Annotated in this window: 18 protein-coding genes; 12 read left to right on the top strand and 6 right to left on the bottom strand. The window is 71.2% G+C overall.

All coding sequences use genetic code 11. The features are described 5' to 3' along the window. Positions 1–32: 32 nt before the first annotated feature. From ACQHII_RS28285 to ACQHII_RS28275, 3 genes are read right to left on the bottom strand one after another with little or no spacing between them, the layout of a single operon-like run. The gene (locus ACQHII_RS28285) at positions 33–911 is read right to left on the bottom strand and encodes a carbohydrate ABC transporter permease (protein ID WP_427921946.1); all 879 of its coding nucleotides are present in this window, start codon (positions 909–911) and stop codon (positions 33–35) included. Beyond that, positions 908–1,897 (bottom strand): carbohydrate ABC transporter permease, encoded by a 990-nt coding sequence (locus ACQHII_RS28280; RefSeq protein WP_427921945.1) that lies wholly within the window; start codon positions 1,895–1,897, stop codon positions 908–910. The genes ACQHII_RS28285 and ACQHII_RS28280 overlap by 4 nt, the downstream gene beginning before the upstream one ends. Next, positions 1,894–3,228, bottom strand: coding sequence for an ABC transporter substrate-binding protein (locus ACQHII_RS28275; protein ID WP_427921944.1), 1,335 nt, complete (start codon positions 3,226–3,228; stop codon positions 1,894–1,896). Before ACQHII_RS28275 ends, ACQHII_RS28280 begins: the two co-directional genes overlap by 4 nt. 222 nt (positions 3,229–3,450) lie before the next feature. Between ACQHII_RS28275 and ACQHII_RS28270 the strand changes: the two genes are divergently transcribed. The 3 genes from ACQHII_RS28270 (at position 3,451) to ACQHII_RS28260 (ending at position 7,842) form a co-directional block, all read left to right on the top strand. Continuing rightward, positions 3,451–5,457 carry a beta-galactosidase gene (locus ACQHII_RS28270; protein WP_427921943.1) on the top strand — a complete coding sequence of 669 codons (2,007 nt, stop codon included), beginning with the start codon at positions 3,451–3,453 and terminating at the stop codon, positions 5,455–5,457. A gap of 60 nt (positions 5,458–5,517) precedes the next feature. Further along, positions 5,518–6,660 carry a glycoside hydrolase family 53 protein gene (locus ACQHII_RS28265; RefSeq protein WP_427921942.1) on the top strand — a complete coding sequence of 381 codons (1,143 nt, stop codon included), beginning with the start codon at positions 5,518–5,520 and terminating at the stop codon, positions 6,658–6,660. A gap of 234 nt (positions 6,661–6,894) precedes the next feature. Continuing rightward, complete coding sequence (locus ACQHII_RS28260) at positions 6,895–7,842, top strand: alpha/beta fold hydrolase (protein ID WP_427921941.1); 948 nt, start codon at positions 6,895–6,897, stop codon at positions 7,840–7,842. A 44-nt stretch (positions 7,843–7,886) separates the two neighbouring features. Here ACQHII_RS28260 and ACQHII_RS28255 read toward each other — a convergent pair whose 3' ends face one another. Then, positions 7,887–9,101, bottom strand: a complete 1,215-nt coding sequence (locus tag ACQHII_RS28255; protein ID WP_427921940.1) for an NAD(P)-binding domain-containing protein — start codon at positions 9,099–9,101, stop codon at positions 7,887–7,889. A gap of 74 nt (positions 9,102–9,175) precedes the next feature. Then, positions 9,176–10,447, bottom strand: coding sequence for an ATP-grasp domain-containing protein (locus tag ACQHII_RS28250; protein WP_427921939.1), 1,272 nt, complete (start codon positions 10,445–10,447; stop codon positions 9,176–9,178). A 197-nt stretch (positions 10,448–10,644) separates the two neighbouring features. On the opposite strand from ACQHII_RS28250, the gene fahA reads away from it, so the two are divergent. The 8 genes from fahA (at position 10,645) to ACQHII_RS28210 (ending at position 20,430) form a co-directional block, all read left to right on the top strand. Next, positions 10,645–11,871 carry a fumarylacetoacetase gene (gene fahA / locus ACQHII_RS28245; RefSeq protein WP_427921938.1) on the top strand — a complete coding sequence of 409 codons (1,227 nt, stop codon included), beginning with the start codon at positions 10,645–10,647 and terminating at the stop codon, positions 11,869–11,871. Positions 11,872–12,320: 449 nt separating this feature from the next. Further along, positions 12,321–13,259: a M56 family metallopeptidase gene (locus ACQHII_RS28240; RefSeq protein WP_427921937.1), complete on the top strand. Its 939-nt coding sequence runs from the start codon at positions 12,321–12,323 to the stop codon at positions 13,257–13,259. A 233-nt stretch (positions 13,260–13,492) separates the two neighbouring features. After that, the gene (locus ACQHII_RS28235) at positions 13,493–14,281 is read left to right on the top strand and encodes a GntR family transcriptional regulator (RefSeq protein WP_427921936.1); all 789 of its coding nucleotides are present in this window, start codon (positions 13,493–13,495) and stop codon (positions 14,279–14,281) included. Positions 14,282–14,317: 36 nt separating this feature from the next. Beyond that, on the top strand, positions 14,318–14,545 hold the full coding sequence (locus ACQHII_RS28230) for a 4Fe-4S dicluster domain-containing protein (protein ID WP_010986276.1): 228 nt from the start codon (positions 14,318–14,320) through the stop codon (positions 14,543–14,545). Positions 14,546–14,560: 15 nt separating this feature from the next. Continuing rightward, positions 14,561–15,907 carry an ABC transporter substrate-binding protein gene (locus ACQHII_RS28225; protein WP_427921935.1) on the top strand — a complete coding sequence of 449 codons (1,347 nt, stop codon included), beginning with the start codon at positions 14,561–14,563 and terminating at the stop codon, positions 15,905–15,907. Next, positions 15,904–16,788 carry an ABC transporter permease gene (locus tag ACQHII_RS28220; RefSeq protein WP_427921934.1) on the top strand — a complete coding sequence of 295 codons (885 nt, stop codon included), beginning with the start codon at positions 15,904–15,906 and terminating at the stop codon, positions 16,786–16,788. Before ACQHII_RS28225 ends, ACQHII_RS28220 begins: the two co-directional genes overlap by 4 nt. Next, positions 16,772–17,587, top strand: coding sequence for an ABC transporter ATP-binding protein (locus ACQHII_RS28215; RefSeq protein WP_427921933.1), 816 nt, complete (start codon positions 16,772–16,774; stop codon positions 17,585–17,587). The genes ACQHII_RS28220 and ACQHII_RS28215 overlap by 17 nt, the downstream gene beginning before the upstream one ends. A 20-nt stretch (positions 17,588–17,607) precedes the next feature. After that, on the top strand, positions 17,608–20,430 hold the full coding sequence (locus tag ACQHII_RS28210) for a fumarate reductase/succinate dehydrogenase flavoprotein subunit (protein ID WP_427921932.1): 2,823 nt from the start codon (positions 17,608–17,610) through the stop codon (positions 20,428–20,430). A 45-nt stretch (positions 20,431–20,475) separates the two neighbouring features. Here ACQHII_RS28210 and recQ read toward each other — a convergent pair whose 3' ends face one another. Further along, positions 20,476–22,500 carry a DNA helicase RecQ gene (gene recQ / locus ACQHII_RS28205; RefSeq protein ID WP_427921931.1) on the bottom strand — a complete coding sequence of 675 codons (2,025 nt, stop codon included), beginning with the start codon at positions 22,498–22,500 and terminating at the stop codon, positions 20,476–20,478. Between the two features lie 253 nt (positions 22,501–22,753). On the opposite strand from recQ, the gene ACQHII_RS28200 reads away from it, so the two are divergent. Further along, entirely contained in the window at positions 22,754–23,302 is a 549-nt protein-coding gene (locus tag ACQHII_RS28200) for a hypothetical protein (protein WP_427921930.1), read from the top strand. Positions 23,303–23,348 lie beyond the last annotated feature (46 nt).

Below are 23,348 nucleotides of genomic sequence, written 5' to 3'. Positions count from 1 at the left end.
TCAGTGGGGGGAGTCGGCGCTCGGTGCCTGCCTCACGCCTTGACCGAGCCGCTCAGCAGGTCCAGGGACCAGAAGCGCTGGATCACCAGGAAGAGCGCGATCAGCGGCAGGATCGCGAGGAAGCAGCCCATGATGACCAGGGTGTAGAGGGCGGGCTGTGAGGCACCCTGGTTGAGCAGGGTGTAGAGGCCCAGTGTGAGCGGGAACTTGGTGTCGTCCGCGAGCATCACGTACGGCAGCAGGAAGTTGTTCCAGATGCCGACGAACTGGAACAGGAACACCGTGATGAGCCCCGGCATCATCATCGGCACCGCGATCCGCGAGAAGATCCGCCACTCGCTCGCGCCGTCCATGCGGGCGGCTTCGAGGAGTTCGGCGGGCACGGAGGCCGCCGCGTAGATACGGACGAGGTAGACGCCGTAGGGGGAGAGGATCGACGGGAGGAGCATCGACCAGTAGGAGTCGGCCAGGCCCAGCTTCGAGAGGAGCAGGTACTGCGGGACCGTCAGGACGATGCTCGGGACCAGGACGCCGGCCAGCATCAGCTTGAAGACGAACTCCCGGCCGCGGAAGGCGAATCGGCCCAGCGCGTAGCCGCCGGCGGCCGAGACCGCGGCGGAGAGCAGGGCGCCGCCGCCCGCATAGAAGAGGGAGTTGACCATCCACTCCCAGTAGATGCCGTCCCGGTAGGAGCTCAACTCCTTGAGGTTGTCGAGGAATCCGGTGCCGGGGGCGAAGGTGAAGGTGGAGAAGAGTTCGCCGTGGCCCTTGCTGGCCGCGATGACCACCCAGGCCACGGGGATCAGGCAGTACAGCGAGCCGAGGATCAGCACCAGGGTGGGCACCCACGCGGTGCGCCTGGGCTTACGGAGTCCCTGGTCGGCGTCGGCGGTGAGGGTGAGGGGGGTCATGCCCGGTCCTCCCGGGTGTAGCGGTCGGAGACGCGCAGCAGCGTGAAGGAGAGCGCGAAGGTCGCCAGGGCCAGCACCACCGCGGTGGCGGAGGCGCCGTAGATGTCCGACCTGAGGAAGGCGGCGTCGTAGATGGCCATCAGCGGACTCCAGGAACTGGAGAGGCCGTTGGTCAGCGGCTTGAGCGCCATGGGCTCGGTGAAGACCTGGAGGGTGGCGATGACCGAGAAGAAGAACGTGAGCACGAGGGACGGCATCACGATCGGGATCTTGATCCGCAGCGCGATCTTCAGGTCGGAGGCGCCGTCGATGCGGGCGGCCTCGTAGATCTCCTGCGGGATCGAGCGCAGGGCCGTGTAGATCACGATCATGTTGAAGCCGGTGCCGCCCCACACCGCGATGTTCGCGAAGGACAGGTACAGGTTGCCGCCGTCGAACAGGTCCGGCTGCGGGAGGTTGAACTCGCGCAGCAGGTAGTAGAAGGGGCTGACCGTCGGGAGGTAGAGGAAGCCCCACATCAGGGCGGCGATGATCCCGGGGACGGCGTACGGCAGGAAGATCGCGAGGCGGGCGAACTTGGCGCTGCGCGCCCGCGGGGTGTCCAGCATCAGCGCGAAGACCAGGGCCAGACCGAGCATCGTGGGGATGACGATCAGGCCGTAGCCGAAGGCGCGCAGGACGCTGTGGCCGAACTCGGAGTCCTCGAAGACGGCGGTGTAGTTGCCGATGCCGTTCCACACCTGCTGACGGGCGCCCTTGCCGAGGCCGATGCCCTTGACCTGGACCTTGTGGAGACTGAGCCACACCGCGTACCCGATCGGTACGACGGTGAAGGCGGCGAACAGGAGCACGGCCGGTACCAGGAACCAGTACGGCGCGCTGCGGCCACGGCGGCGGATGCGGCGGGGGCGGACGGTGGTGGCGGTGCCGTCCGCCAAGGGCCCGGCCGACGTACGGCCGGAGCCCTTGAGCGGAGTGGCGGTCATGCCTCGGTCACCTTGAAGCCCTGCTTCTTCATGTCGGTGAAGGTCGCCGACTGCATGGTGGCGAGCGCGGTGTCGAACTGGGCCGCCTTCTTCGCCTTGGTGGCCGTGCCGAACGCGTCGCTGAAGGTGTCGTAGGCGACCTGGACGTTCGGGCCCCAGGCGGAGGCGGCCGTGGTGGCGGCGATCTTCGCGGCGGTGTCGTAGAAGTCGGTCTGGTTCGGGAAGAACGCGGGGGTGGTGAGGACCGAGCCGGACTGGCCCTTGGTGGCGGCCGGGTAGATGCCGGCCTCCTTGACCAGGGCGGCCAGCGCCTCCGGGTCGGTGTTCAGCCAGTTCGCGAACTTGGTCGCGGCCTCGGCGTGCTTGGTGTCGGTGGAGACACCGGTGGAGGAGCCGCCCCAGCTGCCGGTGACGTCCTCGCCCGCGCTCCACTGCGGCAGCGGGGCCATGCGCCACTTGCCCTTGGTGTCGGGGGCCGAGCTGACCAGCACACCGGGCGCCCACACGGCGGAGACCCAGGCGATGTTGGTGCCCTTGTTCAGGGCGTTGTTCCAAGCCGGCGTGTACATCGGCTGGTTGTCGATCACGCCCTCCTGGACGAGCCCGCCCCAGAAGTCGGCGACCTTCTTGGTGGCCGCGTCGTCGATGCCGACGGTCCACTTGCCGCCGCTCTCCACGGTCCACCACTTGGCACCGGCCTGCTGCGCCAACCCCGCGAACAGACCGGGGTCGTTGGAGGAGAACGTCGTCAAGTAGGCGTTCGGAAGTGCCTTCTTGGCGGCGCGGGCGGTCTTGGCGAAGTCGTCCCAGGTGGCGGGGACGGTCAGGTTGTGCTGCTTGAACAGGTCCTCGCGGTAGAAGAACATCAGCGGGCCGGAGTCCTGCGGTATCGCGTACACCGCGTCCGTGCCGAGCGTCACCATGGCCCAGAGGCCCTCCGCGAACTCGGACTTGGCGGACTTCGCGTACTTCGAGATGTCGGCGAGGACGTCGTTCGAGACCAGCGTCGGCAGCGACTGGTACTCGACCTGGATGAGGTCGGGGGCGTTGCCCGCCTTCTTCGCGGTGATCAGCTTGGAGACGATGTCCTTGCCGGCGGCCTGCTTGGAGACGGTGACCGTGATGTCCGGGTTCTTCTTGTTCCAGATCGCGGCGACCTTGTCCATGTTCGGCGCCCAGGACCAGTAGGTCAGCTTGACGGGCCCGCTGCTCTTGCCGGAGTCGTCGTCGGAACCGCCGCAGGCGGCGAGGGTGCCGGTGAGGCCGACAGCTGCTGCCCCGGCAAGGATGCTGCGCCTGCTGAACTGGTGGCGGTGGATCGACATCTTCATCTCCCCTGACTGAGTGCGAGCCGGTCCCCGATGTCCCATCGGAGGTCCCACATGCTCCGCACGGCTCTGTGACCGTGCACAGTAGAGAATTGTTTCGGACCCTTGTCAATGGATGTCGCCTGGGGTTACCTACTTGTTGCTGAGGGGTTGTAGCCGCGACCATCCATGTGCACGATCACAGAAACAGCCGTTTCTTGTCCGCTGACCTTCGGGAGTGAACCCATGCCGTCCCCCGTCCCCCACGACCGTCTGCCGCTCGCCTTCGGAGGTGACTACAACCCCGAGCAGTGGCCGCGGGAGGTCTGGGAGGAGGACGTACGGCTGATGCGGGAGGCCGGTGTCACGGCGGTCTCCCTCGGCGTCTTCTCCTGGGCCCGCCTCGAACCGCGACCGGGCTCGTACGACTGGGAGTGGCTGGACACGGTGATCGGCCTGCTGCACGGGGCGGGCATCGCGGTGAACCTCGGCACGCCGACGGTCGTACCGCCGGCGTGGTTCTACCGCGCGCACCCCGACGCGCTGCCGGTGACGCGCGAGGGCGTGCGCCTGGCCTTCGGGTCGCGGGGCGCGATCTGCCACTCGAACCCGGCCTACCGGTCGGCGGCGGCCACGATCACGACGGCGCTGGCCGAGCGCTACGGCGACCACCCGGCGGTGGTGTTGTGGCACGTCCACAACGAGTACGGCGCCCCTGTGCTCGCCTGCTACTGCGATGTGTGCGCGGCGGCCTTCCGGGGCTGGCTGCGGGAGCGCCACGACACTCTCGACGCCCTCAACCACGCCTGGGGAACGGCCTTTTGGGGCCAGCAGTACGGCGACTGGGAGGAGATCACCCCGCCGCGCGCGACCCCGTCCGTATGCAATCCCACCCAGCAGCTCGACTACCACCGCTTCGCCGACGCGCAGGCCCGCGCCAACTTCGTCGCCGAGCGGGACATCCTGCACCGCCTCTCCCCCGGCGTGCCCGTCACCACCAACTTCATGGTCGCGCCGAGCCAGGGCCGGACCGTCGACTACTGGGCCTGGGCCAAGGAGGTCGACCTCGTCACCAACGACCACTACCTGATGACCGACGGCCGCCGTACGCACGTGAATCTGGCGCTCGCCGCGGACCTGACGCGCTCGGTGGCGGGCGGGGGCCCGTGGCTGCTGCTGGAACACGCGACGTCCGGGGTCAACTGGCAGCCGTACAACCCCGCGAAGCGCCCCGGCGAGATGGCGCGGAACTCACTCGGGCACGTGGCGCGCGGCTCCGAGGGCGCGATGTTCTTCCAGTGGCGGCAGTCGCAGTCGGGCGCGGAGAAGTTCCATACGGCGATGCTGGCGAACTCCGGTACGGACAACCGGGGTTGGCGCGAGGTGACGGAACTCGGGCGCCGGGTGGGGGACTTGGGCCGGGCCGGGCTGCGCGGCACCCGGACGCGCGGTGACGTGGCGATGGTGTGGTCGTGGGACTCGTGGTGGGCGCAGAGCCTGGAGTGGCGGCCGAGCCAGGACCTGGACGCGCGGGAGCGCTTGGACTCCTTCTACGAGACGCTCTACGACCGGCACCTGACGGTGGACTTCCTGCCGCCGACGGGGTTGGGGGACCTGGACCCGGAGCGGTATCCGCTGCTGGTGGTACCGCAGTTGTACTCCGCTCCGGCGGGGGTCGGCGCCGACCTGGAGCGGTACGTGGCGCGGGGCGGCACGCTGCTGGTCTCCTTCTTCTCCGGGATCGTCGACGAGAACGACACGCTGCATCCGGGCGCGTATCCGGGGGCGCTGCGGGACGTACTCGGCCTGACCGTCGAGGAGTTCGACCCGTTGCTGCCGGGCGAGACGGTGTCGGTGCGGGGTCCGGACGGGTCGTCGTACACGGCGGATCTGTGGTCGGAGGTCGTGATCCCGGGTGCGGGCTGCGAGACGGTCGCGGTCTTCGCGGACGGCCGTACGGCGGGCGGGGCGGCGCTGACGCGGTACGCGGTGGGGTCGGGTTCGGCGTGGTACCTGGCGACCCGTCTGACCGGCGGCGACCTGGCCGCCGTGGTGGACCTCGCCCTCGCGGACGCGGGCATCACGCCGGTCGATCTGCCGCGCGATGTCGAACTCGTCGTACGGGAGGGCGAGTCGGGGACGTTCCGGTTCGCGGTGAACCACACCGGGAGCGAGGTGAAGGTGGTGCTGCCGGACGGGAGCCGGGCGGCGGTACCGGCGGGCGGGGTGGAGGTCTTCCGCGACCCGCGCTGATCAACTCCCTTGCTTTGAAGCTCAGTTACTTCTTTTCTGTCAGTGAAGGGGAACTTCGCAATGCGCAGACGCAGTGTTCTTGCGGCGGCCGGTGCCGCCGCGCTCGCGGTGCCGGTGCTGGGTGCGGCGCCCGCCGTCGCCGCCGACCGGCGCCGGCTGGAGATCCGGGGGATGGACATCTCGTCGCTCCCCAAGGACGAGGCCTTCGGCGCGGTGTACCGCCGGGCGGACGGCCGCCGGGACGACCCGATCCGCATCCTGGCCGACGCGGGGGTCACCCACGCCCGCCTCAAGGTCTGGGTGAACCCGGCCGACGGCTACAACAACAAGAAGCACATCCTCCCGCTGGCCAAGCGGCTGCGCCGGGCCGGGATCGGCATCTGGATCGACTTCCACTACTCCGACACCTGGGCCGACCCGTCCCACCAGACCAAGCCGGCCGCCTGGGCGGACCTGGACGTGGCGGGCCTGACGAGGGCGGTCTACGACCACACCGCCGACGTGCTGGGCGCGCTGCGCCGCCAGGGCACTCCGGCCGACCTGGTCCAGATCGGCAACGAGATCAACGGCGGCCTGCTCTGGCCCACCGGCAAGAACTGGGGTGACGACGCCGGGGGTTGGGGCAACCTGACGGCCTTCCTGAAGGCGGGTCTGACGGCGGCGCGCGACACCACCCCCCGCATCCGCACGATGCTCCACATCGCCTCGGGCGGCGACAACGGCACGTCCCGCTGGTGGTACGACAACGTGGTGGCCGACGGGGTCGACTTCGACATCATCGCCCAGTCCTACTACCCGTTCTGGCACGGCGCCCCGGCCGCTGCCGCGGCCAACTTGGCGGATCTGGCGGCCCGTTACGACAAGCCGGTGCTGATCGCGGAGACGGCGTACCCGTTCACGCTGGAGAGCGAGGACGCGACGAACGACATCATGTACGACCCCTCACAGCTCACCGAGGGCTACCCGGCGACCCCGGCGGGCCAGGCGGCGTGGCTGCGCACGGTGGCGGACCTGATGGTGGATGTGCCCGGGGGGAAGGGGCTGGGTTACTGCTATTGGGAGGGCCTCTGGACCTACCGCAAGGGCGACGGCTGGGACCCGACCGACCCGACGTCCGGCAACGCGTGGGAGAACCTTGCCCTGTTCGACTTCGACGACAGGGCTCTGCCGGGCTTGAGGACGCTGGGGCGCTACCGGTCGTAGAGGGCCGCTCGTGGGGTGACGTGTCCGATGTCGGTAGGACGCGCAGGCGGTGTCACGGCCCTGTTGAAGGGGGTGGGGGTGGGGCTGTCCCCCGGGGAAGGAGGGGAGGCAGCCCGGTGGGGCGGTCACGGGCTTCGAACCTAGTCTCTGACGCGTCGCCAGAAACGCCACCACATCGTGTGGGGCGCGACGGCCGGCGTCCGATGCCGAACCCCCCAACATCTGGAGAACACCGTGTTCCGCACCGCCAGAACCGCCACCGCCGCCACGACCGCCCTGCTCTGTGCCGCGGCAGCCGCCGCTCTCACCGGCGTTCACCAGCACTCCCCGGGGGCGGCCGGAGCGGAGCAGGGCAGTCCCGCCAGCCCGGAGCTGGCCGCTGCGGCCACGGTCGCCGAACACGGCGACGGCCTGTTCACCGGTACCGGGAAGATCGAGATCGGCGGCCGATCGGTGAACGTGTCCTGCGCGGGCGAGTCCGCGCCGCACCGCCCGGTCGTCATGCTGATGGCCGGCCTGGGCGACGGCCTGGACAACCTGAGCGGCATACAGAAGACGCTCAGCGCGAAGAACCGCGTCTGCTCCTACGACCGGCTCGGCGAGGGCGAGAGCGACGCACCGGCCGGCCCCCAGACCATCGACAGCGCCGGAAAGGTCCTGACCGCGGTGCTCGACCGGGTGGCCGGCCACCGGCCCGTCGTCCTCGTCGGGCACTCCCTCGGCGGGCTGATCGCCGCCCGCTACGCCCCCGAACACCAGGACAGGGTCAGGGGCCTGGTCCTGCTGGACGCGACGCCGTCGACCATGGCCGCCGACCTCACCCGCATCGTCCCGCCGTCCGCGACCGGCCCGGGCGCCGAGGCGCGCGACCAGTACCTCGCCGTGAGCCAGGGAGACAACCCGGAGATGCTCACGTTCACCGACGGAACGGTGCACTCGGCCGGCGACATCCCGGTCGAGGTGATCCGGCACGGGGTGCCCTACCTCGCGCAGTCCATCCCCACCTACGGACCGGCCCTGGAACAGGCCTGGGCGGACGGTGAGCGCGCCTGGCTCGCGGTCTCCACCCACAGCCGGCTGAGCACCGCCGCCGAGAGCGGCCACTACATCTACGTCGACCAGCCCGACCTCGTCGACCGAGCCGTCCAGCGCGTCACCACCCGTACCCGCGCTCAGTCCTGACCCACGAGGCCCTGCGGGGGGCACGGACCTCGAAAACCCGTCACCTACCCGTGCGCCGCCGCCAGATGCTTCGCCAGTCGCGGTGACGCGAACTCCGTCCCGCACACGAACCGCATCACCGGCCCGTACGACGACGCGGCCGGCAGCCCCGTGAAGTACACGCCCGGCACGGAGGACACATACCCGGCACCGAGCTTCGGCGTACCCCGGCTCACCGCGAGCTGGGTGCGCAGTTCGTGGCCCAGGAAGTCCATCGCCGCGATGTCGACCCGATAGCCCGTCGCCGAGATGACGTGGTCGGCGGTGAGCTGCTCGGTGCCGCCGCGGTGCGTACCGACCGTCAGGACCGGGCTGCCGGTCGTCGCATCCGCCGCTACGATCCGGTCGACCTCGCTGACCTGCACCTTCCCCTCGAACCGCTCCCGCAGCCACCACGCGCCGAGCGGACCGAGCACCCGGCGCACCAGATAGTGCCGGGTCCCCTCGGGGAGGTAGCGGTACGGCTGGGGGTAGTAGCTCAGCGCCCACAGCGACCAGGCGCGCCCGAAGGGGGACTCCGGGCGCAGCTTCGGCTGGTCCCAGGGCGCCGCGCCGAACGCGACCCGGCCGCGCCCGCGCGAGACGATCCGCACCTGCGCGCCCGCCTCCGCCGCGAGTACCGCCGTCTCCAGCGCGGACTGGCCGGCGCCGACGACGATCAGTTCCTTGCCCTTGAATCCGCTCAGGTCGTGATGCTGGGAGCTGTGCGAGACGGGACCGGTGGGTGCGGGGCCGTCGGCCGCCGCTGCCGCCAGCTCGGGCGGGAGGTGGGCCAGGCCGTACAGGCCCGTCGCCACCACGACCGCGCGGGCCGTGAACAACTCCCCCGAGTCCAGCTTGAGTTCGAAGCCGCCGCCCTTGTTCCGGTCGACGTTCCGGTCCACCGACACGACCCGTACCCGCTCCAGCTCGGGCACCAGCTTCTGCTGGAACCACTCGCCGTAGCCGATGAAGGTCTCGATGGGGATGATGTCCTCGTCGGTGACCAGGCGGGGGATGCCGGCCGCGTCGCAGTAGTCGGCGAGGTTGTGGCCGGGCTGCGGGGCGTCGAAGCTGGAGGCGGCCGGGGTCGACTTCAGGAGCATTCCGGCCGGCATGTGGTCACGCCAGCTGACCATGGGCTCGCCGAAGACACGGACCGGAATGCCGCGCGCCCGCAGATGCGCGGCGGTGGACAGGCCGAACGGGCCGGCGCCGATGATTGCTACCGGTTGAATCACGAAGTCCCTCCCCAGGACGTCATTTCGCCACTTCGTGCTGGAGCTGCCGCCACCTGTTTCTTACTGGCTACTGGCTACTGGTGGCCGCTACTGGTGCCGCTGCCGCGCCGGTTGGTGCGCCACAGCTGATAAAGGTGCTTCGCGCCCGGCCGCACGAAGCGAGCGAGCATCGTGAAGAACGGCCGCAGGTCGTCACCCGCGAGCCAGGCCAGCTCGGTCCCGCTCGCCCTCGCCGGCGCGTGCGGCGTCGTATAGCCGCTGCGGCGGTAGGCGAGGAGGGCGGGCAGGTCGATGTTCTCCACGATGTACCGGTGGCCGGCGCGCTGTTCCCCCTCCGGGACGGGGCGGCCGGTCAGGTCGAGGTGCATGGCGCGGACGACGTCCACTCCCGACTCGTTCTCGAAGAGCCGGAACTGGGCGCCCATGCGGGGGTTGAAGTCGAGCAGTTTGTACTGACCGTCGCGCCGGTCGAAGCGCAGGTCGAGGTCGATGATTCCGGTGAAGCCGATCTGTTTGATGAAACGCGCGGCGAGGTCCGCGAGTTCCGGATTGTCCACGACGTAGGCATTTGCCGTCATGCCCGCGTGCGGCGGCCAGGAGCGCACCTTGACGCCGGTGAACATGGCGAGCGGGGTGGAGTCCTGGTCGAAGTAGGCGTGCACGATCCAGTCCTCGGCGTCCTCCCTCGGCAGGTACTCCTGGAGGATCACGCCGGGGTGTTCGCCCCAGTCACGGGCGAGCGCGAGCAGTCCCTCGCGGGTGGTGATCTTCGTCGTGCCGTTGACCGCGGGCTGGGAGCGTCGTACGAACGCCTCCCGGTTCTTGGCCACGATCGGGAAGCGGGCCTTCTCCGCGAAGTCGACGATGTCGTCGTAGGACTGCGGGAAGGCGGCGGTGGGGCTGGGGATGCCGTGTTCCACGCAGAGTTCGTGCAGCCCCTGTTTGCTGGCGAGGTGGCGCGGGAGTTTCGGATCCACGCGGGGTAACAGGAATCGGTCGGTGAGTTCGTCCTGATGTTCGGCGATCAGGACCGCGGCCTCCTCGTCGGTGGGGATGAGGACGGTGGGACGGCCGATGCGGCGCCCGATGCGCAGGAGTCCCTCGACGAGCCGTTCGGGTTCCTCGGTGCCGGTCGTCGGCCAGACGAACGCGCGTTCCAGGTAACGGGATGCCGCGGCCGGCGTGTAGCGGTCCTCCGTGATTGCATACATCGGCACGCCGAGGCGGCCCAGGCTGCGGATCGCGCCCACCCCGCCGTGATGCAGCGGATAGGAGCCGAACTTCACGATCAGGCCCGGCACTTCGCGGTCGGCCTCGAAAGGCACGCTGCTGGTGCGTTTGGCCACGGGTCCCCCCACGTGTCCCCCCTACGGACCGGACCCACCCCGTCCGTGTCCCCCAAAGGACGCTAAGCCGGAATTGCCTCCTCCGACAAGACCTATTCGGACATTGCGAACTCTTTAGACACTGCCGATCCCTGCAACTCACCCGTAACCTGTGGCGCGGCCACATGCGAGTACGTACGAGAGTGAGGCAGCACCCCATGCCCCCCTTCGACCTTCCCGAGGGCGACCCCTTCGGCCCGCACAACCTTCCCTACGGCGTCTTCTCGCCCCTCGGCTCGGACGAACGGACCGTCGGCGTCCGGTACGGCGACCAGGTGCTCGACGCGGGCGCCGCCGCAGCCGCGCTCGGCTCGCCGTACGTCTCCCTGCTCGCGCACCCCACCCTCGGCCCGCTGCTCGCCGCCGGCCGCACGGCCTGGTCGGACGTCCGGCGCGCGCTGACCGCGTGGGTGACGGTGCCGTCCCACCAGGAGACGATCGCCCCCTTCCTCCACCCGCTCTCCGCGGTGACCCTGCACCTGCCCTTCGAGGTCGCGGACTACGTCGACTTCTACGCCTCCGAGAACCACGCGCGGAACGTCGGCCGCATCTTCCGCCCCGACGCGCCCGACTCCCTGACCCCCAACTGGAAGCACCTGCCCATCGGTTACCACGGCCGCTCGGGCACGATCGTGGTCTCGGACACGGACGTCGTACGACCGTCCGGGCAGCGCAAGTCCCCGTCCGACCCGGCGCCGGTCTTCGGCCCGTCGATCCGCCTGGACATCGAGGCGGAGGTCGGCTTCGTGGTCGGCACGCCGTCGCGGATGGGCGAGCCGGTCGCGCTCGCCGACTTCCGCGAGCACGTCTTCGGCCTGTGCCTCCTCAACGACTGGTCCGCGCGCGACATCCAGGCCTGGGAGTACGTCCCCCTCGGCCCGTTCCTCGGCAAGTCCTTCGCGACCTCGGTGTCGGCGTGGATCACCCCGCTGGACGCGCTGGAGGAGGCGCGGGTGGCGCCGCCCGAGCGCACCCACCCCCTCCTCCCCTACCTGGACGACGCGGCGGAGGAACCCGGCGGCTACGACCTCCGCATCTCGGTCGCGGTCAACGGCCACGTCGTCTCCGAGCCGCCGTTCTCCACCATGTACTGGACCGCCGCCCAGCAGCTCGCCCAGATGACGGTCAACGGCGCCTCCCTGCGCACCGGCGACCTGTACGGCTCCGGCACGGTCAGCGGACCCGCGGAGCGCGAACGCGGTTCGCTGCTGGAGCTGACCTGGAACGGCCGCGACGCCCTCGAACTCCCGGACGGCAAGCGGACGTTCCTGGAGGACGGCGATGTCGTGACCCTGTCGGCCTGGGCACCGGGCGCGAACGGCACACGCGTGGGCCTCGGCGAGGTCACCGGGCGGATCGTGGGGCGGATCGTGGGGCGGGGCTGAGGTGAGGTGAGGTGAGGTGTGGGTGGGAGGGGTGAGGCGGGTCGCGGGCGGGGGCTCGGGCGGGTCGCGGGCGGGGCGGGTTGCGGGCCGGGGCTGAGGAGAGTCGCGGCGAGGCGGGTCGGTGCCGAGGCTGAGGAGAGTCGCGGACGGGGTGTGAGGCGGATCGCGGGCCCGGGCCTCAGGCGGATCGCGCGCGAGGGGTAAGACGAGTCGCGGGCCGGGAGCTCAGGCGGCTCGCGGGCCAGGGGTGAGGCGGGTCGCGGGCCGGAGTTGGGGTGGGCGCGGGTGCGTCCGGTGCTCGCCGTACACCTGACTCCGGCCGTCCGGACCGTCATACTGACGGCGGGCGGGCCCACACCTCGTGCGCCCGCCCTCGGGTACAGCCGCACCCGCAGCCCCTGTTCGTCCCTCCCTGTCTGTGCCGTTGACCAGGATCCGGAGCCCGTGGCATGACCATCTGCCTGCTCCTGCTGAGCGTCGTCGCCCTCTCGGCCGCCGTGCCGGTTCCGCGCGCGCTGACCCGGGCCGTGTGGCCCGAGCGGGAACCCGTGGTCGGCCTGTGGGTGTGGCAGTGCCTGGTCGCCACGGTCCTGCTGTGCTGTCTGGGCGCACTCGTACTCGGCGCGGCGGCCGTCTTCCACACCGTCCGCGACCATGTCTTCGCTCCGGCCCCGCCCGCCGTCACCGCGGCCTACGACCTCTCCGCCGCCCCCGTCTGGGCCGTCGCCCTCACGCTGTCGCTGGCGTGCGGCGCGGCCTGGACGACGGCGATGCTGGCCCGCGAACTCACCGAGGCCCGGCGCCGGCGCGGTCAGGCCCGCGCGCATCTGCGCGAGCGCGCCCCCGACCTGCCCGCCGGGCTGCCCCCGGCGCGCGGCCCGCTCCTCGTCCTGGAGGACGAGTACCCGGACGCCTGGTGGATGCCGGGCCATCCGCCCCAACTGGTCGTCACCACGGGCGCCCTGCACCGCCTCACCGGCCACCAGCTCGACGCGGTCCTCACCCACGAACGCGGCCACGCCCGCGCCCACCACGACTGGCTGCTGCATCTGTCGACCGCGCTGGCCTCCGGTTTCCCGCGCGTCCCGCTGTTCGCGCACTTCTGCGACCAGACCCACCGCCTGGTGGAACTCGCCGCGGACGACACGGCGTCCCGCCAGTGCGGCCACCTCACCACCGCACTGGCCCTCATCGAGCTGAACAACCACCGAGGCGTCCTCTCCTGCGCCTCCAGCCACCGCCTCCTCGGCGAACGAGTCGACCGCCTCCTGGATCCCCGCCCCCGCCTGGGCCTCCGCCGCCGAGCCCTGACGACGACGGTGGCGACGCTGGTCCCGCTGCTGCCGCTCCTGATCGTGTTCGCGCCGGGGCTGACGGCGCTGGGGTGAGGGCGCGGCAGCGCGGGCGCTGAGTCGGTGACCGTGGATCGGCGAACGTGGATCGGCGACCGCGGATCGGCGCGTGAACCGAGCGCCCGGCCGGCGACCATGAGCCGGCGAACGTGGCAGATCTCCCCCATCTGTCACCATCCGCCCAGCTCAGCCGCCCCGCCGCCGGAGGCCCCGGTGGCGCAACACTCCCGCAACACTCCCTTCCCTACCGGCTCGCTATGGTTCGAAACATGCCACCCACGGACCGCATCCGCGACCACGCAGGACAGGGCGCGACCACCGTCGCTGCCCACCGCGCGCGGCGTCGGCTGCGTGCCGATCAGGCCCGGCAGCTCGCCGATCTGCTGCGCCACGAGCTGCTGGCCGACGGCTTCCCGGACGGCACGCTCCCGCACGAGAGCACCCTCGCCACCGAGTACGGCGCCTCCCGCAACACGGTCCGCCAGGCACTGGACCTGCTCCGCGCGGAAGGCCTCGTCGACCGGCTCCCCGGCGTCGGCACGGTCGTCGTCGCGCGGAAGTACCCGCACGGACTCGACCGGCTGATGGGCCTCGCGGAGACCCTGCGCGAACACGGCCGGGTCACCAACGAGGTCCGCACCATGGGCCCCGCCCCGGCACCGGCCCCCGTCGCCGAACGCCTCCTCGTCCAGCCCGGCACCGACGTCCTCTACATCGAACGCCTGCGCCGTCTCAACGGCATCCCCCTCTCCCTCGACCTCACCTACCTCCCGCTCGACATCGGCACCGCGCTGCTCGACGCCGACCTGGAGAACACCGACGTCTTCCGCCTCCTGGAGACCGTCACCGGCCAGCGCCTCGGCCACGCCGAGATCACCCTGGAGGCCGTCAACGCGGACGCCCACTCCGCCGCCGTACTCGAAGCCCCGCGCGGCGCGGCCGTCCTGATGCTGGAACGCCTCACCCACCTCGCCGACGGCCGCCCGGTCGACCTGGAGTTCATCCGCTTCCGCGGCGACCGCATCACCATGAGCGGCCTGCTGCACCGCTCTCTCTGAACTCACCCTCCTGCCTGTACCTCCCTGGAGACAGCCATGCCCTTGGCGCCCCAGCGGGCCGACGTGCCCGTGACCATCGACGAGTCGAAGTGCATCGACGGCTGCACCCTGTGCGTCGACATGTGCCCGCTGGACTCCCTGGCCATCGACGAGAGCAACGGCAAGGCCTACATGCACGTCGACGAGTGCTGGTACTGCGGCCCGTGCGCGGCCCGCTGTCCCACCGGAGCCGTCACGGTCAACATGCCCTATCTGCTCCGGTGAGAGGCCCGAACTCCCATGAAACGCAAGGCAGTTGCCCTGTCCGCGGTCGCCCTGCTGCTGACCCTGTCCGGCTGCGGCGGCAGCACGGAGGCCGGTAGCTCCTCGACGATCACGGTCACCGTCGGCTACCAGTCCAAGACCATCAACACCGTCACCGCCGGCACCCTCCTGCGCTCCCTCGGCTACTTCGAGCAGCAGCTGAACGCCCTGCACGACGGCCACACCTACAAGGTCGCCTGGCAGGACTACGCGACCGGCGCACCCATCACCGCACAGATGACCGCCGGGAAGATCGACATCGGGTCGATGGGCGACTTCCCGCTCCTCATCAACGCGGCCCGCGGCAAACAGCTCGGCCAGCCCACCCGCCTCGTCTCCGTCACCGGCTACAACCTGCGCGGCGGCCTCAACACCATTGTCACCGCGCCGAGTTCGAAGCTCACCTCCCTCAAGGACCTCAAGGGCAGGAAGGTCTCCACGAGCGTCGGCTCCGCCGCCGACGGCACCCTCGTCCGCGCCCTGCAACGCGCCGGCATCGACCCCGACAAGGGCATCGAGAAGTTCAACCAGCAGCCCGCGGTGGGCGCTTCGGCCCTCACGGCGGGCAGCGCTGACGCGCTCTCCCAGTTCGTCGCCTGGCCCGGCCTGCTCGCCTACCAGGGCCGGGCGAAGGCCCTCTACGACGGTGCCCAACTGAACCTCCCCACCTTCCACGGCGTCACCGCCCGCGAGAACTTCGCGCAGCAACACCCCTCCGTACTCGACGCGTTCCTCAAGGCCCAGGTCCGGGCGACCGACTACCTCACCGCCCACCCGGTGACCGCCGCCGAGAAGGTCGCCAAGGCCACCGGCCTGCCCGCCGAGGTCGTGTACCTCTACAACGGCGCCCACGGCATCGCCACCTTCGGCCCGGCCCTCAAGCCCCAACTGGTCTCCGCCCTCAAGCAGGACGTCTCGGTCCTGAAGTCGGCGAAGCTCGTCGGGGACGTCGACGTCGACTCCTTCGTGGACGACCGGTACGTGAAGCAGGCCCTGGGCGCGACGGCCTACGCCAAGCAACTCGCCGCACAGCCACCGGCCGCCGCGAGCGAGGCGTGGCCCAAGGGTTCCGAGAAGACCGTCAGCTTCAATTCCCCTTCTCAGCTGCTGAGTTACATCGCCGCACACCGCACCGGCCTCCGCGCCGCCTACGTCCCCGACGCCACCACCGGCACGCTGTGGTTCGCCGACAAGGCGGTCTGGGTGAGCGACGGGGCGGAGTTGCTGCCGTTCGTGGCACCGGCGACCGCGCAGGCGTACGTCGCCGCCCACGGAGGCGCCCGGGTCGTCACATACGCCGAAGCCCTGGAGCAGGCCTCGTGACCAGGTATCCGCGACGGGCGGGCCGTTACGCGCTCCGGCTCGCCTCGCTGACCGCCGCCCTCGGCATCTGGCAATTGCTGACCAGCCTGAACGTGAACCTCTGGCTGCGCTTCTCGCAGTTCCCCACGGTCGCCGACGTGGCCCGCGCCTTCGCCGACCGCGTCACCGGCGACGACTACTGGACGGACCTCACCGACAGCCTCACCCGCATCCTCACCGGCTTCGCCCTGGCCGCCGTCCTGGGCGTGGCGGCGGGCGTCCTCGTGGCCCGCTCGCGGCTCGCCGAGGACCTGCTCGGCCCGCTCGTCGAGGTCCTGCGCCCGATCCCCGCGATCGCCCTGGTCCCCGTAGCGATCCTCCTCTTCCCCTCCAACGAACAGGGCATCGTCTTCATCACCTGCACGGCCGCCTTCTTCCCCGTCCTGGTCTCCACCCGGCACGCCGTCCGCGCGCTGACTCCCGTGTGGGAGGAGGCGGTTCGCACGATGGGCGGCGGCCGGTGGCGGGTCCTGTTCTCGGTCGTCCTGCCGGGCGCGCTGCCGGGCATCTTCGGCGGTCTGTCGGTCGGCATCGGCGTCTCGTGGATCTGTGTCATCTCCGCCGAGATGATCTCCGGCCAGTACGGCGTCGGTTACCGCACCTGGCAGGACTACACGGTCGTCGACTACCCGGGCGTCTTCGTCGGCATGGTCACGATCGGCCTCCTCGGCTTGCTCACGTCCACGGCCGTGGAACTCCTCGGCCGCCGCCTGACCCACTGGCTCCCACGCACGTCGTACGTCCCGGTGGGCCGCGCCCCACGCCGGGTGAGCGGTGCACCGTCGCCCGTACCGGCTAGCCCCACGCCCCAGGAGGGAGTACCCCATGACCAGCTCGTCTGACGTACGTTCGCCCTCCGGCACCGGTGCCGGAACCGGCTCCCGCACTGGTGCCGCGGCAAGCTCCCGCACCGGCGCCGCGCTGGCCCTGTGCGGCGCCACCCTCGGCCGCCCCGGCGCCCCCGTCCTGGACGCCCTCGACCTGGACGTCTCCCCCGGCGAGATCCTCACCGTCGTCGGCCCCTCGGGCTGCGGCAAGTCGACGCTGCTCCGTACGCTCGCCGGCCTACTGGACCCGCTGTCCGGCGAGGTCACCCAGGACGGCCGTCCGCTGACCGGCCCCGGCGCCGACCGCGCTCTGATCTTCCAGGACGACGCCCTGCTGCCCTGGCGCAGTCTGCGGGCCAATGTCGAACTCCCGCTGGCCATCAAGAAGTTGCCGCGCGCGGACCGCGGGGCCCAGGCCGAGGTCTGGCTCGGCCGGGTCGGACTCGCCGCGCAGGCACGGCAGTTGCCGCACCGCGTCTCCGGCGGACAACGCCAGCGCGCCCAACTGGCCCGGGCCCTCGCCGGAGCCCCCCGCGCCGTCCTCATGGACGAACCCTTCGGCGCCCTCGACGCCCAGACCCGCGCCGGCATGCAGGACCTGCTGGTCGAGGTGTTGCGCGGGACCGGCGCCACGGTCGTCTTCGTCACCCACGACGTGGACGAGGCCCTGTACCTCGGCGACCGCGTCGCCCTCCTCGGCGCGGGCCGGCTCCTCGCCGTACGCGAGGTGCCGCGTCCACGCGACCGTGCCGCGCACGACGATCCCGCGCGCGTGGCGCTGCGCCGCGACGTCCTGACCTCGCTCGGTACCTGAGGTACCGGAAAGGCCCCCTGGTGACCACCTCCGTGAACACTCCCCTGGAGATCCCCTCGCTCGCCGAGGCCGAAGAGCTGACCTGCGACGTCCTGGTCATCGGCGGCGGCACGGCCGGCACCATGGCGGCCCTGACCGCCGCCGAGCACGGCGCGGACGTCCTCCTCCTGGAGAAGGCGCACGTCCGCCACTCCGGCGCGCTCGCCATGGGCATGGACGGCGTCAACAACGCGGTCGTCCCGGGCCGCGCCGAGCCCGACGACTACGTCGCCGAGATCACCCGCGCCAACGACGGCATCGTCGACCAGTCCACCGTCCGCCAGACCGCCACCCGCGGCTTCGCCATGGTGCAGCGCCTGGAGTCGTACGGCGTGAAGTTCGAGAAGGACGAGCACGGCGAGTACGCGGTCCGCCAGGTCCACCGCTCCGGCTCGTACGTGCTGCCGATGCCGGAGGGCAAGGACGTCAAGAAGGTCCTGTACCGGCAACTGCGGCGGCGCGAGATGCGGGAGCGGATCCGCATCGAGAACCGGGTGATGCCGGTCCGCGTACTCACCGCCGGAGGGCGCGCGGTGGGCGCCGCGGGCTTCAACACCCGTACGGGCGGCTTCGTCTCGGTCCGCGCGGGCGCGGTGATCCTCGCGACGGGCGCCTGCGGCCGCCTCGGCCTGCCCGCCTCCGGCTACCTGTACGGCACGTACGAGAACCCGACGAACGCGGGCGACGGCTACGCGATGGCGTACCACGCGGGCGCCGAACTCACCGGCATCGAGTGCTTCCAGATCAACCCGCTGATCAAGGACTACAACGGCCCCGCCTGCGCCTACGTCGCCAACCCCTTCGGCGGCTACCAGGTCAACCGGCACGGCGAACGCTTCGTCGACTCCGACTACTGGTCCGGCCAGATGATGGCCGAGTTCGCGGCGGAGGTCGCGAGCGACCGCGGGCCCGTGTACCTGAAGCTGAGCCACCTCCCGGAGGAGTCGATCTCCGCCCTGGAGTCGATCCTCCACTCGACGGAACGGCCCACCCGCGGGACCTTCCACGAGGGCCGCGGCCACGACTACCGCACCCACGACGTCGAGATGCACATCTCCGAGATCGGCCTGTGCGGCGGCCATTCGGCCTCGGGCGTACGGGTCGACGACCACGCCCGAACGACCGTCCCCCGCCTCTACGCCGCCGGCGACCTCGCCTGCGTCCCGCACAACTACATGATCGGCGCGTTCGTCTTCGGGGACCTCGCAGGCGCGGACGCGGCCCAATACACCTCGTACGACGGCGAGTTGCCGCTGTCCCAGCTGCGTGACGCGCACGAGCTGATCTACCGTCCGCTGCGCAACCCGGACGGCCCGCCGCAGCCCCAGGTCGAGTACAAACTGCGCCGCTTCGTGAACGACTACGTGGCCCCGCCGAAGTCCGGCGCCCGGCTGTCGCTCGCCCTGGAGGCGTTCGAACGGATGCGCGCGGACATCGCCGGGATGGGTGCCCGCACCCCGCACGAGCTGATGCGCTGCGCCGAGGTCTCCTTCATCCGCGACTGCGCGGAGATGGCGGCCCGCGCGTCCCTGGCCCGCACGGAGTCCCGCTGGGGCCTCTACCACGACCGCCTCGACCATCCGGCTCGCGACGACGTCTCCTGGTTCCACCACCTCGACCTGCACAAGTCCCCCTCCGGTGCGATGGAGTTCACGGCCCGACCCGTGGCCCCCTACCTGGTCCCGATCGAGGACTTCACCCCGACCGGTGGTCCCTCCCGCCGACTCGGCGAGGTACATCCCGAGAACGTGGCCACGGCGGGCTCACGCGACACGGCCCCACTGGTGTCCCCGAAGGAGCTGTCCGAGGAGCGGGGCACAGACATCCCCACGACCACAACTCCCGCCCCCAGCAGGGCTACTGCTCCGGCTCCGGCTCCGGCTCCGGGCGAGTCCTCCTCCCGTCTCCTCGAACTCGTCGCCCTCGCCGAGGAAGAGCCCGAACTCGACGCCCTGCGCCCCTACTTGACCGACGCGGCCCCGTCCGTCCGCCGGGAGGCGATCACCGTCCTGACGGAGACCCTCCCGCCCGGGACCGGCCCCGCCCTCGCCGAGGCCCTCCGCGACCCCGCCGCCGAAGTCCGCACGGCCGCGGCGGCCTCCCTGCGCGAACTCGTCGAGACACTGCCCCCTTCCCCCGCCCTCCGCGACGGTCTCGCCGCCGCCCTGACCGAGCCCGACCCCGTCGTCCGTGCCGCCGCCCTCGACGTCCTGCGCGCGCTGCGCCTCGGCGACACCTACCTGTTCGCCCGCTCCCTCACCGACTCCGACACCACCGTCCGCATCGAGGCCGTCCGCGCTCTGGTCTCGGTCGACGCCACCACGGAGTTGGCCCACGCGGGACCGTCCGACCCGTCTCGCGAGGTCCGCGTCACGATCGCCAAGGCATTGGCCACGGCTGCGGCGGGGCGCCTGGGCCACCTCGAAACGGCCACGTCCGACACGGCCGTCGAGTCCGCCCTCGCCACCCTCACCGACGACCCCGACGCCCTGGTCCGCGCCGCCGCCTACGGCGCCCTGGGCACCACCGGCTGCCCGGCCCCCCTCGCGGCCCGCGCCGTCGCCGCCCTGGCCGACGCGGCCTGGCAGGTCCGGGCCGGTGCCGCGACCGCGCTGTCCGCCGCCGATCCCGGCACCGCGGTCCCCGCCCTGGCCAAGGCCCTGGCCGACCCGAACGCCGACGTCCGCAAGGCGGCCGTCCTCGCCCTGACCCGGCACCGCACCACCGACGCCCGCGCGGCCCTCGCCGCGGCGACCACCGACCCGGACGCGGACGTCAGGGCGTACGCGACCCGCGCGCTATAGGCGGGGACGGCGGAGAGACCGTCCGTCCCCCCGTGTCGAGTCCTCCTATATCCAGTCCTCGGGCTCCGGCTCCGCATCCATCTCGGGCCAGTAGTCCGCACCGGGGTCGACGTCCTTCGCCGCCCGGCCCGGTGCGGGTGTCGGCGTCTGTGCCTGCGCGGGCACCTGCGGCGCGGCCGGCGCCCCGCCCAAGTCCGCCAGCACCCCGATCACACCCTCCCCGTACGTCGCCAGCTTCTTCTCGCCGACCCCGCTGATCTCCCCCAACTGCCCCACGGACGTGGGCCACACCGTCGCGATCTCCCGGAGCGTGGCGTCGTGGAAGATGACGTACGCCGGGACCCCCTGCTCACGGGCCTGCTCCGCACGCCAGGCGCGCAGGGCCTCGAAGGCGGGCTGCAAGGACTCGGGCAACTCCACCGCCGCGGCCTTCGCCTTGCGCTCGCCCCGGCCGGAGGACGACGACCGCGAGGCCGCAGGCTTCTTCGGCTCCTTGCGCAGCGGCACCTCCCGCTCGCGCCGCAGCACGGTGCCGCTCGCCTCGGTGAGCACCAGCGTGCCGTACTCCCCCTCGACCGCGAGCAGCCCCTGCGCCAGCAACTGCCGTACGACGCCCCGCCATTCGCCCTCGGCCAGGTCCTCGCCGATGCCGAACACGGACAGCTGGTCGTGGTCGAACTGGATCACCTTGGCGGTCCGGCGCCCCATGAGGATGTCGACGATCTGCACGGCGCCGAACTTCTGGCCGCGCTCCCGCTGGAGCCGTACGACCGTCGACAGCACCTTCTGCGCGGCGACCGTGCCGTCCCAGGTCTCCGGCGGGGTGAGGCAGGTGTCGCAGTTGCCGCAGGCCGCCGCGTCCGGGTCCTGCCCGAAGTAGGCGAGCAGCTGGCCGCGCCGGCACTGCGCGGTCTCGCAGAGCGCGAGCATGGCCTCCAGGTGGGCGGCGGCGCGGCGGCGGAACGCCTCGTCGCCCTCGCTGGACTGGATCATCTTGCGCTGCTGTATGACGTCGTTCAGGCCGTACGCCATCCAGGCCGTGGAGGGCATTCCGTCGCGCCCGGCGCGGCCCGTCTCCTGGTAGTAGCCCTCGACGGACTTGGGCAGGTCGAGGTGGGCGACGAACCGTACGTCCGGCTTGTCGATGCCCATGCCGAAGGCGATGGTCGCGACGACGATCAGCCCGTCCTCGCGCAGGAACCGGGACTGGTGTGCCGCGCGGGTGCCCGAGTCGAGGCCCGCGTGGTACGGCACCGCCTCGATGCCGTTGCGGGACAGGAACTCGGCGGTCGCCTCGACGGACTTGCGCGAGAGGCAGTACACGATGCCCGCGTCGCCCGCGTGCTCCTCGCGCAGGAAGCTCAGCAGCTGCTTCTTGGGGTCGGCCTTCGGGACGATCCGGTACTGGATGTTGGGCCGGTCGAAGCTCGCCACGAAGTGCCGGGCGTCCGGCATCTTCAGCCGCTGGGTGATCTCCTTGTGCGTGGCGTCCGTGGCCGTCGCCGTGAGGGCGATCCTCGGGACGTCCGGCCAGCGCTCGCCCAGGAGCGAGAGGGAGAGGTAGTCCGGGCGGAAGTCGTGGCCCCACGAGGACACGCAGTGCGCCTCGTCGATCGCGAACACCGAGATCTTGCCGCGCGAGAGCAGGTCCAGGGTGGAGTCGAGCCGCAGCCGCTCCGGCGCGAGATAGATGAGGTCCAGCTCGCCGGCGAGGAACTCGGCCTCGACCACGCGCCGCTCGTCGAAGTCCTGCGTCGAGTTCATGAACCCGGCGCGCACGCCCAGCGCCCGCAGCGCGTCCACCTGGTCCTGCATGAGCGCGATGAGCGGGGAGACGACAACGCCTGTACCGGGTCTGACCAGGGACGGAATCTGGTAGCACAGCGACTTGCCGCCGCCGGTCGGCATGAGGACCACGGCGTCGCCGCCGGCCACCACATGCTCGATGACCTCTTCCTGCGCGCCGCGGAAGCTGTCGTAGCCGAAGACGCGGTGGAGCGTGGCCAGTGCCTCGCTCTCGCCGTGCGCCGTCGGCGTCCGTACTTCGGTCGTCACAACCGTCCCGCCCATCCCGTGCATCGCTCGTCCCCCGTACGTCGTCCCTCGACCACTGCGTCCACGATAGGGCTCCGCGCTGACAGCGTCGGAGTTATCCACAGGCCCGCGGCGGTGACCGGGTGTGGTCAGTCGAATGGCTCCCGTCACATGGCGCGACCACTGCGGCCGGAACATGCTGCTCGGGCGGGCCGGGGTAGGTCCGCCACGCCACCGAACGGACGGCGCGCCGTGTGCGGACGCCTCCCGAAGTCCAAGGAGCCCCACCATGTTCCCTCGGCCGCTGTCCCCTCGGCCCCCGTCCTCCCGGCCCCTGCGGGGTGCCGTCAAGGCCGCCGTCGCGGTGGCGACGGCCGCGGCCTTCGCGCTGACGGCCGCCCCGGCCCATGCCGCGTCCGACCCCGACCCGTCCGTGTGGACCACGCTGAGCAAGACGTACCAGGCCACCTCGAAGTACGGGTACGAGGCGTTCGCCGCGGGCGGCGGCTACGCGCGCACCGACGTCTGTGTGGCCGACCCGGCCGAGGGCGGCATGGGCTACCACTACGTCAACCCGGCGAATATCGGTTCACTCGATCCGGCGAAACCGGCGGCCCTGCTGTACGCGGACGGGTCCGACTTCGTCGAGGGGCGTCGGCTGGTCGCGGTCGAGTGGGTGGTGAAGGACTCGGGGCAGGCGGCGCCGACACTGTTCGGGCAGACCTTCCAGAAGGACCAGCTCCCGGGCTACTTCACGCTCCACGCCTGGATCTACGAGCCCAACTCCAAGGGCCTGTTCGCCCCCTGGAACCCCGAGGTCGTCTGTCCGACGGTCTGACCGCGCATGCGCGAAGGCCCCGGCCCCCACGAGGGGAACCGGGGCC

The organism is Streptomyces sp. cg40, assembly GCF_050320165.1.
Classification (GTDB): domain Bacteria; phylum Actinomycetota; class Actinomycetes; order Streptomycetales; family Streptomycetaceae; genus Streptomyces; species Streptomyces hokutonensis.
Note: the sequence above shows the minus strand (reverse complement) of the source record. Positions and strands in the feature narration are given on the sequence as shown.